This is a genomic window from Cryobacterium zongtaii (genome assembly GCF_002909375.1).
In the GTDB taxonomy this organism is placed as follows: Bacteria; Actinomycetota; Actinomycetes; order Actinomycetales; family Microbacteriaceae; genus Cryobacterium; species Cryobacterium zongtaii.
Window position 1 is genome coordinate 36,530 of record NZ_PPXD01000027.1, and the last position, 15,345, is coordinate 51,874.

General features: G+C 70.3%; 15 protein-coding genes. 7 read left to right on the top strand and 8 right to left on the bottom strand.

Going from position 1 to position 15,345, the window contains the following annotated elements:
• Positions 1-51 precede the first annotated feature (51 nt).
• The gene (locus tag C3B61_RS18215; protein WP_103461942.1) at positions 52-1,872 is read left to right on the top strand and encodes an alkyl/aryl-sulfatase; all 1,821 of its coding nucleotides are present in this window, start codon (positions 52-54) and stop codon (positions 1,870-1,872) included.
• Between the two features lie 21 nt (positions 1,873-1,893).
• Here the strand turns inward: C3B61_RS18215 and C3B61_RS18220 are convergent, their stop codons facing one another.
• Complete coding sequence (locus C3B61_RS18220; protein ID WP_241990288.1) at positions 1,894-2,202, bottom strand: MoaD/ThiS family protein; 309 nt, start codon at positions 2,200-2,202, stop codon at positions 1,894-1,896.
• The gene (locus C3B61_RS18225) at positions 2,199-2,783 is read right to left on the bottom strand and encodes a dihydrofolate reductase family protein (RefSeq protein ID WP_103461907.1); all 585 of its coding nucleotides are present in this window, start codon (positions 2,781-2,783) and stop codon (positions 2,199-2,201) included. Before C3B61_RS18225 ends, C3B61_RS18220 begins: the two co-directional genes overlap by 4 nt.
• A gap of 156 nt (positions 2,784-2,939) precedes the next feature.
• Here C3B61_RS18225 and C3B61_RS18230 point away from each other — a divergent pair, with 156 nt between their 5' ends.
• The 6 genes from C3B61_RS18230 (at position 2,940) to C3B61_RS18255 (ending at position 9,796) form a co-directional block, all read left to right on the top strand.
• Positions 2,940-4,271, top strand: coding sequence for a molybdopterin molybdotransferase MoeA (locus tag C3B61_RS18230; protein WP_103461908.1), 1,332 nt, complete (start codon positions 2,940-2,942; stop codon positions 4,269-4,271).
• A complete protein-coding gene (gene moaC, locus C3B61_RS18235) occupies positions 4,264-4,770 on the top strand; it encodes a cyclic pyranopterin monophosphate synthase MoaC (RefSeq protein ID WP_103461909.1) in 507 nt (168 codons plus the stop codon). The genes C3B61_RS18230 and moaC overlap by 8 nt, the downstream gene beginning before the upstream one ends.
• Positions 4,767-5,402 carry a MogA/MoaB family molybdenum cofactor biosynthesis protein gene (locus tag C3B61_RS18240; RefSeq protein ID WP_103461910.1) on the top strand — a complete coding sequence of 212 codons (636 nt, stop codon included), beginning with the start codon at positions 4,767-4,769 and terminating at the stop codon, positions 5,400-5,402. Before moaC ends, C3B61_RS18240 begins: the two co-directional genes overlap by 4 nt.
• Positions 5,392-5,832, top strand: a complete 441-nt coding sequence (locus C3B61_RS18245; protein ID WP_174776303.1) for a molybdenum cofactor biosynthesis protein MoaE — start codon at positions 5,392-5,394, stop codon at positions 5,830-5,832. The genes C3B61_RS18240 and C3B61_RS18245 overlap by 11 nt, the downstream gene beginning before the upstream one ends.
• A gap of 263 nt (positions 5,833-6,095) precedes the next feature.
• Positions 6,096-6,947 (top strand): FAD binding domain-containing protein, encoded by an 852-nt coding sequence (locus C3B61_RS18250; RefSeq protein WP_103461911.1) that lies wholly within the window; start codon positions 6,096-6,098, stop codon positions 6,945-6,947.
• Entirely contained in the window at positions 6,944-9,796 is a 2,853-nt protein-coding gene (locus C3B61_RS18255; RefSeq protein WP_103461912.1) for a molybdopterin-dependent oxidoreductase, read from the top strand. Before C3B61_RS18250 ends, C3B61_RS18255 begins: the two co-directional genes overlap by 4 nt.
• Positions 9,797-9,828: 32 nt before the next feature.
• Here the strand turns inward: C3B61_RS18255 and C3B61_RS18260 are convergent, their stop codons facing one another.
• The 6 genes from C3B61_RS18260 to C3B61_RS18285 form a co-directional block, all read right to left on the bottom strand.
• The gene (locus C3B61_RS18260) at positions 9,829-10,290 is read right to left on the bottom strand and encodes a DUF7144 family membrane protein (RefSeq protein ID WP_088455967.1); all 462 of its coding nucleotides are present in this window, start codon (positions 10,288-10,290) and stop codon (positions 9,829-9,831) included.
• A gap of 122 nt (positions 10,291-10,412) precedes the next feature.
• Positions 10,413-11,528 carry an XdhC family protein gene (locus C3B61_RS18265; protein ID WP_103461913.1) on the bottom strand — a complete coding sequence of 372 codons (1,116 nt, stop codon included), beginning with the start codon at positions 11,526-11,528 and terminating at the stop codon, positions 10,413-10,415.
• A 2-nt stretch (positions 11,529-11,530) separates the two neighbouring features.
• Positions 11,531-12,406, bottom strand: coding sequence for an ABC transporter permease (locus C3B61_RS18270; protein WP_103461914.1), 876 nt, complete (start codon positions 12,404-12,406; stop codon positions 11,531-11,533).
• A complete protein-coding gene (locus C3B61_RS18275) occupies positions 12,403-13,206 on the bottom strand; it encodes an ABC transporter permease (protein WP_088455964.1) in 804 nt (267 codons plus the stop codon). The genes C3B61_RS18270 and C3B61_RS18275 overlap by 4 nt, the downstream gene beginning before the upstream one ends.
• Positions 13,206-14,039 (bottom strand): ABC transporter ATP-binding protein, encoded by an 834-nt coding sequence (locus tag C3B61_RS18280; RefSeq protein WP_244286000.1) that lies wholly within the window; start codon positions 14,037-14,039, stop codon positions 13,206-13,208. Before C3B61_RS18280 ends, C3B61_RS18275 begins: the two co-directional genes overlap by 1 nt.
• Before the next feature lie 106 nt (positions 14,040-14,145).
• The gene (locus C3B61_RS18285; protein WP_103461916.1) at positions 14,146-15,234 is read right to left on the bottom strand and encodes an ABC transporter substrate-binding protein; all 1,089 of its coding nucleotides are present in this window, start codon (positions 15,232-15,234) and stop codon (positions 14,146-14,148) included.
• Positions 15,235-15,345 lie beyond the last annotated feature (111 nt).

Here is a 15,345-nt window from a genome sequence, read left to right on the forward strand (position 1 = left end):
AACGGGCACGGTAGAACGTCCCGAGAGAGCACGGCAAGAGAGGTGGTCATCATGGGCGATGACAAACATCCAACCGGGAACACGGCGACGGGGTCGCGCGGCAGCGACGAGGCCGTCGACCGTGGTTTCCTCGGCACCCTCGACCCCCTGATCATCCACGCCACCGACGGCCGGGTGGTCTGGGAGATGGAGTCCCTCGCCTTCCTGGCCGGTGCGGGGTCGGAGAATGTGCACGACGGTCTCTGGCGGCAGAGCGCGCTGACCGCCAGGCACGGCCTGTACCTGGTGACGGAGGGCATCTATCAGGTACGCGGCTTCGACCTGTCCAACATGACTCTCGTCGAGGGCGACCACGGGGTCATCGTGATCGACCCGCTCATCTCGGCGGAGACCGCAGCGGCCGCACTGGCGCTGTACCGCAGCCATCGCGGCGACCGCCCGGTGTCGGCGATCGTGTACACCCACGCTCACGCCGACCACTTCGGCGGCGTGCTCGGTGTGATCGAACCCGACACCGGCATCCCCATCGTCGCCCCCGAACACTTTCTCGACAACGCGGTGTCCGAGAACGTCTACGCCGGAACCGCGATGTTCCGCCGCGGCTACTACTACGACGGGCACCCGCTTGCCCGGAACGCCGCCGGCCGAATCGGTATCGGCCTGGGCGCCGGCGCGTCGACAGGCAGCATCGGCCTGGTCGTGCCCACCCTCGACATCACGACGACGGGCCAGGAAGAGGTGCTCGACGGCGTGCGGATCGTCTTCCAGCTCACCCCCGGCACCGAGTGCCCGTCGGAGATGAACCTGTACTTCCCGGCGCAGCGCGCCCTGTGCATGGCCGAGAACGCCACCCACACCATGCACAACCTGCTCACCCTGCGCGGCGCGCAGGTGCGCGACCCCCGCATGTGGTCCCGTTACCTGAGTGAGGCCACCGAACTGTTCGGCCACCGGTCCGATGTGGAATTTGCGTCGCACCACTGGCCGACCTGGGGAACCGACGCCATCGTCGCCTTCCTCACCGAGCAGCGCGACCTCTACGCCTACCTTCACGACCAGACCGTGCGACTGATGAACCAGGGCCAGACCGGTAGCGAGATCGCCGAGGCCTTCGAAATGCCGCCGTCGCTGGCCGGGAAATGGCACACCCACGGCTACTACGGGTCAGTGAGCCACAACGTCAAGGCGATCTACCAGCGCTACCTCGGCTGGTACGACGGCAACCCGGCGCACCTGTGGCAGCATCCGCCGACGGCCGCGGCCACCCGGTACGTCGATGTGATGGGCGGCGTCGCGGCCACCCTCGAGCACGCCAGGCGATACCTGGATGCCGGTGATCTGCGGTTCGCCGTGGAGCTGGCCAGTCACGCCGTCTTCGCCGACCCCGGTGACGGCGCGGCCCGCGAACTGTTGGCCACGGGCCTGGAGCGGCTGGGCTTCGGCGCGGAGAACGCCACCTGGCGGAACGTCTTCCTCACCGGGGCGACCGAGCTGCGGTACGGCGTGGGCCGCAACGACCTCGAGGCCGGCGGTCTGCTCGACGTGCTCACTGTCACCCAGCTCTTCGACACCCTGGCGATCCGGCTGGTGGGGCCCCGGTCGTGGAACGAGGGCTTCGCCATCAACTGGGTGATCACGGACACGCGGGAGCTCTACAGGCTGGAGCTCAGCCACGGAGCACTGATCCACTATCCGATCGACAAACCCCGCCCGGCGGACCTCAACGTGCGCATCACCCACGCCCGGCTGGCCCAGGCCGTGGCCGGCGGCTCCTTCAGCGGGGTGGACATGACCGGGGACGCCGGCGTGCTGCCGAGGTTGTTCGCGCTGCTGGACAGCCCGGATCCGACCTTCGCCGTTGTGACGCCGTAGCGCCCTGACCCTCCGGACAGGTCAGCCGCCGGCGAATGGCGGCAGGACGTCGAGCCTGTCGCCCTCGTTCAGCACGCGGGCGCGGTCGGTGGTGGCCGTTCCGTTCACGATGAAGGAGCAGCGGGCGAAGACGGCGGGCGAGCTGCCGCCCAGATCCGTCAGGAAGGCGCCGATGGTGGCCCCGGCGGGCAGGTCGCGGGTTTCCTCAGCTACCCCCGTCGCCGCCTTGGCCGCGGCGTAATAGCGCACCTGCACCTGCATGGTGATGAACCCTTCGTCGGTGGGCGGGCCGTACCTGCCGGCCCGTTCGTCCAGCCTACGACGGGTCACCACTCCGGAGCGGCGCGCAGGGCGTAGTGAAGCTCGACCAGGCCGTCATCGAAGCTCTGCGCACCGCGCAGGTCGAGAACGGCCGGGTCGGAGTCGGCCGGGAACACCCCGCGGCCGGCGCCGATCACGACGGGCATCACCACGAGGCGCACCTCATCCACCTCGCCGGCGGCGAAGAATGCCCGGCTGAGGCTCAGGCTGCCCCACAGCACGACGATGCCGCTGGTCTCGGCCTTGATCCGGCGGATGGCCTCGACGGCGTCGCCGGACTCCAGGGTCGCCGCGGGCAGGTCGCCCCACGGGGCCTGGCTGAGCGTGCGGGAGAACACGTGGCGACGCAAAGCGTTGAGTGGGCCGGTGAGGACCTCGTCCGCCGCTTCCGGTGTGGGCCAGTAGCCCACGAACATGCGGTACGTGTTGGCGCCGAGCACCATTGTCTCGACGCCGTCGAGCCACGCCAGCTGGCTCCGGTCGAATTCGTCGGTGCGGCCATCGAGAAGTTCGTAGGCCGTGAACTCGTTGTCGAGGTTGGCCGCGAAGCCGTCGAGGGTCACGAACTGCTGCACCACGAGGTGTCCCATGAGTTGCCCTTCCGTATGAGAGCCCGTCCTACGGCCCGTGTATTCGAGGCACGATACGCCCGGGCCGAGCCGCCTTCAAGCAACCGGCCGGCGCCGGCCGCCGCCGAGCCGGTGCACACACGGCTTCGCGGCGGCGAACTGCGGCAAGATGGTGGCATGAGCGCGCGCACGATCGACCAGCACCGGGAGGCCGTGGCGGCGCTTCTCGCACCGCTGTTCCAGAACCGCGCCGCTGAGGTGCTCCCCCTCTCGAGTGCTCGACTGACCGGTGACCCCGACAGCTACCGGGACAGGTCCCTCGCGATCGCCGTCGACTCCCCCGTGGCGCTGCCTCCCTTCGACAACTCACAGATGGACGGCTACGCCGTGCGCGCCGGGGACCTCGCGGCAGCCTCGGAGCTCACACCGACCAGCCTGACCGTGGCCGGCCGGATCGCCGCGGGTGACCCCGCCGGGCAGCTGGCGCCGGGCACCGCCGCCCCGATCATGACGGGCGCGCCGATCCCGGCGGGCGCGGATGCCGTGGTGCCGATCGAGCAGGCCGATCCGCCCCGCTTCCAGCCGCATGACCCCGACGGCATGTCTCCCGTGGTTCAGAGCGTCTCGTTCCGCGCCGCCGTTCCGGTCGGCGGGTTCGTGCGCCCGACCGGCAGCGACGTGAACCCCGGTGACAGGCTCCTCGACGCGGGAACCCGGCTCGGCCCGGCCCAGTACGGGGTCCTCGCCGGGACCGGGCTGACCTCGGTTTCCGTGCTGCGGCGTGTCAGGGTCTTGCTCATCGCGACCGGCCACGAGATCCGCGAGCCCGGCGAGAACCTGGCCGCCGGCCAGATCTACGACTCCAACAGCGTCATCCTCGGCCAGGCCCTGCGAGATGCCGGCTGCACGGTGACCGCCCGGCCGTGCCGTTCCGACGATGCCGCCGACCTCCTTGCCCTCCTCGCCGAGGCCCCGGAGGTGGACCTCGTGGTCACCGTCGGCGGCGTCAGCGCCGGGGCCCGGGAGGTGGTGCGCGATGCGCTGGGCCCACTCGGTGTGACCTTCCAGCACGTCGCGATGCAGCCCGGCGGCCCGCAGGGGCTCGGCGCGATCGCGGTGCCGATCAACACTGTGCCGAGCACCACCGTGCCGAGCACCACCGTGCCGATCCACACCGTGCCCGTGATCACCTTCCCCGGCAACCCGGTGAGCGCCCTCATCTCGTTCGAGGTGTTCCTGCGGCCGGTTCTGCGGCGCCTGGCCGGACTGGCGAGACCCGACCGGGAGTTGCGGAGCGCCCCCCTTTCCGCGCCGGTGGAGTCGCCGGCCGGCAAACACCAGCTGCGGCGCGGCATCCTGCGACCCGACGGCACCCTCGAACTGGTGGGCGGTGCCAGTTCGCACCTCCTGCACGCCTATGCCACCGCGACGGTGCTCGTGCACCTGCCCGTCGGGGTCGGCAGTGTCGCCGCGGGCGAACCCGTGGACTATTGGAGTATCGATGACTGAAACACCGTCCGACAACACCCCGGCGCCGCCCGCCCGGCTCAGCCACGTACGCGCCGACGGCGCCGCCCTCATGGTGGACGTGACCGACAAGCCCGTCACCAAACGACGAGCCACCGCCACGGCCACCCTGATCACCCGGCCCGACGTGATCGCCCTGCTGGTCGCCGGCGAACTACCCAAGGGCGAGGCCCTCGCCGTGGCCAGGGTGGCCGGCATCATGGGCGCCAAGCAGACCTCGGCGTTGATCCCGCTCTGTCACCCCCTCCCGCTCAGCGGTGCCACCATCGACTTCGCTCCCGGTGACGATCGGGTTCTCATCAGCGCGACGGTGAAGACCACCGGGGTGACCGGTGTCGAGATGGAGGCGCTGACCGCGGTGTCTGTGGCGGCGCTCACCCTGTACGACATGATCAAGGCCGTGGACAAACACGCGGTGATCACCGGCATCAGGGTGCTGGCGAAGTCCGGCGGCAAGAGCGGCGACTGGAGCACCGAGTGAGCGCGACAGCCGGGCCGAGCGGACGGCCCGGCGACGGGCGCACCGGGCAGGTGATCGTGGCGTCGACCCGCGCGGCCGCCGGCGTGTACACCGACCGCACCGGACCCGTCATCGACGCCTGGCTGCGCGAGCGCGGCTGGCTGGTCTTGGACCGGGCCGTCGTCGCCGACGGCGAATCTGTCGGCGACGCTCTGGCCGCGGCCATCGAAGCCGGCCTCGACCTGGTCATCACGACAGGCGGCACCGGCGTGAGCCCCACCGACCAGACCCCGGAGCAGACCCTGCCGCTGCTGGATCGCCAGCTGCCCGGAATCATGGAGGAGCTGCGGCGGCGGGGCACGGCCGCCACACCGCTCGCCGTGCTCTCTCGCGGTTATGCGGGCATCGCCAGGGGCCGCACCGTCGTGATCAACCTGCCCGGTTCCACCGGGGGCGTGCGCGACGGGCTGGCCGTGCTCGCCGAGCTGCTCGACCACCTCATCGACCAGGTGCGTGGAGTCGACCATGCCGGTACGCCGGCCGCCGCCGACCACCAGGCCGCTCCCGCCAAGGCCTCATCGTCGAAGGCCCCATCGCCCAAGGCCGTCGCCCGCAATGGCACACCCCCCAAGGACCCCCGACATGGCCACTGAGCCCACCCCGCACGTGCTGTTCGCCCGCGTCGACGACACCCCGATCACCGTCGACGAGTGCACGGATGCCGTGGCCGACGCCACAGCAGGCGCCGTCGTGTCGTTCGCGGGTGTTGTGCGCAACCACGACGAGGACCGCGGCGTGACCTGGCTGCGCTACAGCGCCCATCCGAGCGCCCAGACCGTGCTCGAGGAGGTCGCGCACGAGGTGGCCCTGGCCCACCCGGGCTGCCGGATCGCCGCCGCGCACCGGGTGGGCGATCTGGGCATCGGGGACGTGGCGCTGGCCTGCGCCGTGGCGTCCGCGCACCGGGCCGAGGCCTTCGCGGCCTGCGCCGCCCTGGTAGACGAGATCAAGGCCCGGGTGCCCATCTGGAAGGAACAGGGCTTCACCGACGGCAGCACCGAGTGGGTCGCCGCGCTCCGCTGACCCGTCTCCCGACGCCCCGCCAACGGTTCCCCCAACGGACAAATGGTCCGGGTACACCGGGCGCAGAAGTCCGCACGGGCAACAGGTGCACCCAGATCACGCCGCAAAACTGGGCATCGGCTGAGGGCGGCCGGGCCGGTTTACACGACCGACACAATGCTGCGCTTGACTAGGGATGTCGGCGCCCGCGATGGCGCCCCTCGGCGGGCCCACAGGCCCGGCGACACCCGGATGCTGCGCATCCACGACATTGGGAGGCACGGATGGACCTGACCACCGTTGCGACCATCACGCAGGCCCGCACCCGCGCCGACCTGGCCGCCCTCGGCGAGACCGTGGTGCCGCTGGCCGGCGGTTCCGAACTCTTCGCCGACCCGCGCATCCACCTCACCGGCCTCGTCGACCTGCAGACCATGGGCTGGCCGGCGCTGACCACCGGGGCAGACGGACTCGAGATCGCCGCCACCTGCACCCTCGCCGAACTGTCGCGGATGCCCGCCGAGCCCGGCTGGGTCGCCCACCCCATCTTCCACCTGGCCTGCACGGCCCTGTTCGGCTCCTTCAAGGTCTGGAACGTCGCCACCGTCGGCGGCAACCTGTGCACCTCGCTGCCCGCGGGCCCGATGATCTGCCTCACCGCCGCCCTCGACGCCGAGGTCCTGATCTGGCACGCCGACGGCACCGACAGCCGGATGCCGGCCCTCGACTTCGTCACCGGCAACACCACCAACGTGCTCGAACCCGGCGACGTGCTGCGCTCCATCCACGTGCCCGCCGCCACGCTTACTGCCCGCACCGCGTACCGCAAGATCGCCCTGTCCCCCCTCGGCCGCTCCGGCGCCGTGCTCATCGGCCGCCTCGACACCGACGGCCGTTTTGTGCTCACCGTGACCGGCGGCACCGTGCGCCCGGTGCAACTGCGCTACCCCTCGCTGCCCGATCCGGCCGCCTTGGCCGCCGACATCGCAGGTCTAGACGCCTGGTTCACGGATGCGCACGGCGCCGCCGACTGGCGCCGCGCCATGAGCGGACTGCTCGGCGAGGAAATCCGCCAAGAACTGGCCGCGCCGACCGACCCGCCCAGACCCGGCACCGGCGACGGGAGCCGCGCATGAAGCTGACCGTGAACGGCAACCCGATCGACGCGCCGGCCGCGGCCGGCCAGGCCCTGCGCACCTACCTGCGCCAGCAGGAACACTTCGAGGTCAAGAAGGGCTGCGACACCGGCGACTGCGGCGCCTGCTCGGTGCTCGTGGACGGCACCCCGGTGCACTCGTGCATCTACCCGGCCTACCGCGCCGAGGGTCGCGAGGTCACCACCGCCACCGGCATCGGCGGGCCGGAGACCCTGGCCCCGATCCAGCAGCGCTTCATCGACGCGGCCGGTTTCCAGTGCGGCTTCTGCACGCCGGGCATGATCGTGACGGCGTCGACCATCCAGGAGCACCAGCTCGACGACCTGCCCCGCCTGCTCAAGGGCAACCTGTGCCGGTGCACGGGCTACCGGGCCATCGACGACGCCATCCGCGACCGGCACACCCCGGCCGACGGCGGCTGCGGGCACGACCACGAACACACCGCCGCCGGTGCAGCGGATGCGGCAACCCCCGACTCCGCAGCCGGCTCCGCACCGGTCGCCGCCCCGATCTCCGGCCTCGGCCCGGTGCGTCGCACCAAGCCCCGAACCACCGCGCGCACCTCCGCCACCGACGGCCGCGTCGGCGGCTCGCTCCGCGCCCCCGCCGCCGCCAGGGTGGTCAGCGGACAGGAGCCGTACACCCTCGACGTGGCCGTGCCGGGCCTGCTGCACCTCGCCGTGCTGCGGAGCCCGCACGCCCACGCCAGGGTGCTCTCCCTCGACGACACCGCCGCCCGCGCCCTGCCCGGGGTGCGCGCCGTGCTCAGCGCCGCCGACTCCCCCGCCACCCTGTACTCCTCGGCCAGGCACGAGAGCCGGCTCGACGACCCCGACGACAGCCTGGTTCTGGACTCCGTGATGCGGCACCGCGGCCAGCGGGTGGCCGCGGTGGTCGCCGATTCCGTGGCCATCGCGGAGCACGCCTGCCGGTTGCTCGAGGTGGACTACGAGTTGCTGCCCGCGGTCTTCGACCCCGCCGAAGCGCTGCGCCCCGGCGCCCCGCTGGTGCACGGCGAGAAGGATGCGACGATCAGCCGCCTGGCCGACCCGTCCCGGAACCTCGTCGCCGAGCTGCACGGCGAGTACGGCGATGTGACGGCGGCACTGGCCACTGCGCACACCGTGGTGACCGGAACCTGGCAGACCCAGCGGGTCGCCCACACCCAGCTGGAGACCCACGCCACCATCGGCTGGCTGGAGGACGAACGGCTCGTGCTGCGTACCAGCTCCCAGGTACCGTTCCTGGTGCAGAAAGAGATCAGCCGCATCTTCGACCTCGATCTCGAGGCCGTGCGAGTGTTCACCGCCCGCGTCGGCGGCGGCTTCGGCGGCAAGCAGGAGATCCTCACCGAGGACATCGTGACCCTCGCGGTACTGAAGACCGGGCGGCCCGTGCAGTACGAGTTCACCCGCACCGACGAACTCGCCGCCTCGCCCACCCGGCACCCGATGCGGGTAGGCGTCACCCTGGCTGCCACGGGCGACGGCCGGCTCACCGCCCTGACGGTCGACGTGCTCTCCGACACCGGCTCATACGGCAACCACGCCCCCGGCGTCATGTTCCACGGCACCAGCGAGTCCGTGGCGCTGTACAACGTGCCCAACAAACGGGTGGATGCTCAGGCCGTGTACACGAACAATCCGCCGTCGGGCGCCTTCCGCGGTTACGGGCTGGGCCAGGTCATCTACGGGATCGAGTGCGCCCTCGACGAACTCGCCGTCGAGCTGGGCCTGAACCCGTTCGACATCCGCCGGATCAACTCGGTGCGCCCCGGCGACCCTCTCGTGGTGACCCATCAGGAGGGCGACGACATCGGCTTCGCCAGCTATGGCCTGGACCAGTGCCTCGACCTGGCCCAGGCGGCCCTGATTCGCGGCAATGGGGTGGCCGCCCCGACCGGCGCCACCTGGCGGGTGGGCGAGGGCATGGCGTCGGCGATGATCGCGACGACCCCGCCGCGCGGCCACTTCTCGCAGGCGACCATCACCCTGGACCAGAATGGACGCTACCTGGTGCGGGTGGGCACCGCCGAGTTCGGCAACGGCACCACGACGGTGCACACCCAGATCGCGGCGACGGTGCTGAACACCGGCCCGGATCGCATCGAGATCCGCCAGTCCGACACCGACGCCGCCGGCTACGACACCGGCGCCTTCGGGTCGGCCGGGGTAGTGGTGGCCGGCAAGGCCGTGCACGGCGCGGCGCTCGAGCTGGCCGGTCTGCTGCGCGAGAAAGCGGCCCGACTCACCGGCATTGCGGCCGGGGACTTCGTCCTCGCGGCCGACGGACTGCGGGCCGGCGACGTGTTCGTGCCGCTGGCCGCGCTTTCCGGCCCGGACGGCCTCACCGGAACCGGCCGGGAGGACGGCGCCCGCCGTTCGCTGGCATTCAACGTGCACGCGTTCCGGGTGGCCGTGAACACCGCCACCGGCGAGGTGCGCATGTTGCAGTCCATCCAGACCGCGGATGCCGGCTTCGTGATGAATCCCGAACAGTGCCGCGGCCAGATCGAGGGCGGGGTGGCGCAGGCCATCGGTACCGCGCTGTACGAGGAACTCATCCTCGACGGCGCCGGCACCGTTGAAACAAGGGTGCTGCGCAACTATCACATACCGCAGCTGGCGGACCTGCCGGTGACCGAGGTGTACTTCGCGGACACCGCCGACGACCTGGGGCCGTACGGCGCCAAGTCGATGAGCGAGTCGCCGTACAACCCGGTGGCGCCGGCGCTGGCCAACGCGGTGCGCGATGCTCTCGGCATCCGCTCGTACGAACTGCCGATGTCGCGCGACCGCCTGTGGCGCCTGATGAACAGGGGCGCCTGACAGGCGGTCGCACGTGGCTCACAGCGCCAGGGCTAGGAGCTGATCGGCTTCATTTCCTTGCCGTGCATGGTCACCGCGTAGATCACCAGAACGTCGATGGCGATCATGGTGAGCGACCAGAGCGGGTAGGCGCCGAGGAAGGCGATGTTCACCAGGGCGCTGCCGAACGCCAGGATGACGGCGACGACTCGTGCCCACATCTGCCCCGCGAGCAGGGCGACGCCGGCCAGGATCACCACAGCACCCAGGATCGTGTGCACCCAGCCCCAGGTCGTGTAGTCGACCTGCACCACCAGTCCTTCCTGGCCGACGAGGTAATAGGTGTCCTGGAACAGTGCGACCAGGCCCTGGATGACGTGGAACGCGCCCATCATCAACATCATGACGCCTGCGAAGACTATCCAGCCGGTCCAGCCCGACGTACCGCTGTCGGTTGTGTAGTTGTTGGTTTCCGCCCCGGTCGTGCTGCCCGGTGCCTGCCGTGTGCTGGTCATGGTGACTCCTCCATTCAAGGGATTCGGTGAGCACGCTAATGCGCGGGCGCGCCCGATTCGTCCCCCGAATGGGGTGAGGGCTGAAGGAAAATCCCGGTCAGCAAGGAGGGGAATCGGTCGCGTCAGACCGAGGGGTGAATCGGGCCCTGCCGGTCCCGCAGGGGGGCGCCGGATGCCCCGGAGCGGGTGGCGAGAACCTCGGCGAGGATCGACACCGCCGTCTCCGCCGGGCTGCTCGCGCCGAGGTCCAGGCCGATCGGCGAGTGCAGCCTGTCGAGGGCGGCGGCGGAGACGCCCGCCTCTCGTAGGCGCAGCATCCGTCTTTCGTGGGTGCGCCGGGACCCCATGGCGCCCACGTAGCCGACGTCCAGGCTCAGGGCCGTGCTGAGCAGCGGCAGGTCGAACTTCTCGTCGTGGGTGAGCACGCACACCACGGTGCGGGCATCGGTGTGGGTGCGGGCGAGGTAGTCGCTCGGCCACTCGACCACCACCTCGGCAGCGGTCGGGAAACGTTCGGGGGTGGCGAACACGGCGCGGGCGTCGCACACGGTGACCCGATAGCCCAGCAGGGTCGCGGCGGCCGACAGAGCGCCGGCGAAGTCCACGGCGCCGAAGATCAGGCAGCGCGGCGGGGCCTGGGCCACGAGGTAGAGCACCCGGCTGATCGCCCCGTCGCAGTCCACCGAGCCCAGGCTGGTCTCGCCGGCGTTGACAGCGGCGGCCAGCTGCGCCCGGATGCGGCGTACCGAGTCGGCGTCGAGGCCGGCGGACTCCCCGCGATCGGTTGCGCGGTCGGTTGCGCCGTCCGGTGCCAGGATCAGGCCGGCCCCCGTTCCCGCGACGACCAGGGCGAGCCCGGCGGCCTGGCCGGCCGCGGCTCGCTCCAGCTGGGCGCGCACCTCCGCGGTCATGGCGTTGCGTCCGGCCGGGGCGATCTCGGCGAGGAACACTTCGACGGTGCCGCCGCAGGACAGCCCTACGGCGAACGCGTCGTCATCGCTCACCCCGAATTCGGTGAGGTGCCCGCGGCCGGTCTCGAGCACCTCCTGGGCACTGTCGTAGATCGCACCCTCGACGCAGCCGCCGGAGATGCTGCCGAGAACCGCACCGGAGTCGGTGACGGCCATGGCCGTGCCGAGGGTGCGCGGCGCGCTGCCGAGCACCCGGGTCACCGTCGCCACGGCCACCCGGCGACCGTCCGCGAGGGCGTCCAGGAGTGCACCGGCGATTTCGAGCACGGTCAGTTGCTCGCGCTCTGGTCCATGCCCATCCGTCGCAGCACCAGGTTCTCGGCGAACTGCGCCACACCGTAGAGCACCATCGAGACGATGGTGATGACCACGACGGACGACCACACCTCGAAGTTCTTCACCTGCGAGACCGCGACGACGATGCCGTAGCCCAGGCCCTGGCCGGTGGCGAGCCACTCGGCCAGCAGGGCGCCGGTGATGGCGCCGGGGATGGAGATCTTGACGGCGGCGAAGAACGACGGCAGCGAGCTGGGCAGCGCCACCTTGCGAAGCGCGGTGAACGGGGTGCCGCCGTAGACGGCGATCACGTCGCTGACCTGAGGGGATGCCGACCGCAGGCCGAAGGCGATGTTCACCAGGGCCGGGAAGAGGACCACGATGGCACCGGTCACCACGGCGATGCTCGGTCCGCGGCCGGTGATGAGGATCAGCACCGGGACGAAGGCCACCAGCGGCACGCTGCGCAGCAGCAGGGCGATGGGCATCAGCGCGTGCTCGATGCCCTTCGACAGGGTGAACAGGGTGGCCAGCACCAGGGCGAGCAGCAGCCCGGCGACGAAACCGAGGAACGCGTCGGTGAGGGTGACACCGAGGTTGGTGAGGATCAGCGCCCGGTTCTCGGCGGCATCCGGCACCGTGAAGAGCCAGTTGAACACATCCAGCGGTCCCTTGGCGATGAACGGCGAGATCCCCAGCAGCAGGATCAGGCCCTGCCAGGCGACGAGGACGATCACGAGCGTCAGCAGGCCCGTGGCCAGGGCCCGGCCGATGTAGGCGCCGATGCCGCGCGCCTGCGTCCCGCTGCTCTTGGTGAGGACAGCGGCCTGAACGACGATGGCCTCGGCAACATGGGTTTGCGCGCTCATGAGCTGCTCCGTCCGGTGGTCCAGGGGGTGGCGAAACGGGAGATCAGCGCGAAGAGCAGGTAGCCGATGCCGGCCAGCAGACCCGCGACGAGGGCGAGGCTCCAGACCCGTTCCACGTTCGCGGCGTTGCCGGCGGCGAGCATGGCCAGGCCGAGGCCCCGCTCGGCGCCGCCGAGGTATTCCCCGAGGATGGCGCCGAGCAGCGCGGCCGGAGCCGCGATCTGCAGGGCGTTCAGCACGCTGGGCAGCCCGGCGATCAGCCTGACCTTCCGCAGCTGGGTGAACTTGGTGCCGCCGTACACGGTGACGAGGTCGAGACTGGCCGTGTCGGCGGCCTTGAGCCCCACCAACGAGCCGACCACCGTGGTGAAGAACACCGACATGGCGGCCAGGAAGATCGCGGTGCCGGACGGGTCGCCGCGCGGCGGGCCGATCACGGTATACGCGATCGGGCCGATCGCCACGATCGGCACGCAGTAGGTGATCACGGCGATCTGCAGCGCGATCTTCTCGATGCGCGGCAGCACCAGGACCAATCCGGCCAGCAGCAGCGCCAGGCCGTTGCCCCAGAGGAACCCGATCGCCGCTTCACTGAGGGTCATGGTGATGTGCGGCAGGTAGAAGCCGATGCCGTCGCCGGCGAACTGGCGGAATACCTCGGCCGGGGTGGGGATGGCACCGCCGGGCACCGAGCCGGCGTTCTGGAAGATGGTGAGCGCGCTGATCCACCACAGGGCCACCACGACGATCACGCCGAGAAGCCCGGTGGCCCAACCGGGCAGGCCGCGGCTGACCGGCATCAGTGCGCCCCGGCGGCGGCCGGGGTGTCGGCGCCGAAGAGCAGTTCGGACGCCCGGTCGTGCAGGGCGTGGAATTCGGGGCTGCGCATCATCTCGGGCAGGCGCGGGCGGGGCAGGTCGATCTCGATGACCTCCTTGACGCGGCCGGGCCGCGGACTCATCACGGCCACTTGGTCGCTGAGGAAGATCGCCTCGGAGATCCCGTGGGTGACCATCAAGGTCGTCGCGGGCTTCTCGGTCCAGATGCGCAGCAGTTCGATGTTGAGGCGCTGCCGGGTCATGTCGTCGAGGGCACCGAACGGTTCGTCGAGCAGCAGCACCGACGGCTTGAGCACGAGGGAACGGGCGATTGAGACGCGCTGGCGCATCCCGCCGGACAGCTGGGCCGGCTTGGCCTTCTCGAATCCGGCAAGGCCGACGAGCTGGATGAGTTCGGTGACGTAGTCCTCGTCGACGGGCATCCTGGCGACCTCGAACGGAAGCTTGATGTTGCTGCGCACACTCCGCCAGGGCAGCAGAGCGGAGTCTTGGAAGGCGATGCCGAGTTCGTGGCCGCTGCGGAGTTCCGCGGGGCTCTTGCCGTCCACCCGGGTGGTGCCGCTGGTCGGGTTCTCCAGGCCGGCGAGGATCCGCAGGATCGTGGATTTGCCGCAGCCGGAGGGGCCGAGCAGTGAAAGGAAGCTGCCCTTGTCGGTGTGCAGGTTCGCGTTGTCGAGCGCGACAACCTCCCTGCGACCGACCGAGAAGGTCTTGTGCAGCGCTTCAATGTGTAGGCCGGTACCGTGCAGGCCGGTTCCCGAAGCGGTGGGTGGAGCGGTGTCGATCGTGCTCACGTCGTACATTCCTTACTGGGCGTCGTCGGATGCCGGTAGTTCAGTATCGCCGACGGCACCCGCCTCGGTGAGACGGGTGCCGCGACGAGAGTTGTGCTGCGGGTGGCTACTTGCTGTAGGCGATGAGGTCGGGGTTCTCCTCGTACACCTCGGCCAGCAGGCTCATGTCGAACAGGGTGGCGGTGTCGATGTCGATACCGGCGGCCTTGAGCGTGGCGACGGACTCCTTCTGCAGCGCGTCGCTGATGGTGAACAGCCCGTTGGCCTCGGTGTCGGGGCTGACGACGAGGTCGGTGGCCTGGATCTCCGCCTGGCGGGTCTCCTTCTCCATGGTCAGTCCGAGGTCCTTGCCGTAGGTGTCGACGGTGAGCTTCGCGGCGGCAGCGGGATCGTTGATCGCGTCGGCCCAGCCCTTGATCTCGGCGACCAGCAGTGCCTTGAGCATCTCGCGGTCGTTGGCGATCGCATCCTCGGAGGCGGTGAACGTCTCGGCGACGAACGGCAGTCCGTTGTCGGCCAGCGGCAGGTTCACCGGGTCGAGACCGGCCAGCTCGGCGTCGATCGACTCGTTGGTGAGGTACGCGAACCATCCGTCGACCTCGCCGTTGAAGAGCGGGGTCGGGTCGTACTCGACCGGGACGACGGTGATCGTGGACGGGTCGATCTCATTGACCTTGAGGAAGGCGTCCCACAGGCTCTGGTTGCTGGCCTGGACGCCGATGGTCTTGCCCGCAAGGTCGTCGAGGGTGGCGATGTTGCCCACGCCGGCGAGCGAGAGGATGGTGAACGGGTTCTTCTGGTACGTCGCCCCGATGATCTTCAGCGGTGCGCCCTCCTCGGCGATGACGGTGCCCGTGGAGATGGCGTTGCCGACGCCGAGATCGACGTTGCCGGAGATGACACCGGCCTCGGCCGACGCCGGGCCGGGGATCAGGTCGACGGAGTCGAAGCCCGCTTCGGCGAAGTAGCCGGCATCCTCGGCCACGAACTCGCCCATGAACTCGGCGTTCTTGATCCAGGACAGCTGGATGCTTGCCTCGCCGAACGAGGCTGCGTCGCCGGAGCCCGACTCGGCGGAGCCGGCGTCGCCGGCGCAGGAGGACAGCAGCAGGGTGAGTGCGGCGGCCACGGCGACGCCGGTGCCGACGCGCTTGGCCGAGCGACGGGTGAACGGGGAAACTGGGGCTTGCGTCATGACGCGGTCCTCTCGATGGTGCTCGGGGATTGCCGTGGAACTCAACGGCGTGCTGGGGCGGAATGCCTGAATGCTGAAATGGAATGTGCTGTGGTGCGGCTGTGATCGCGG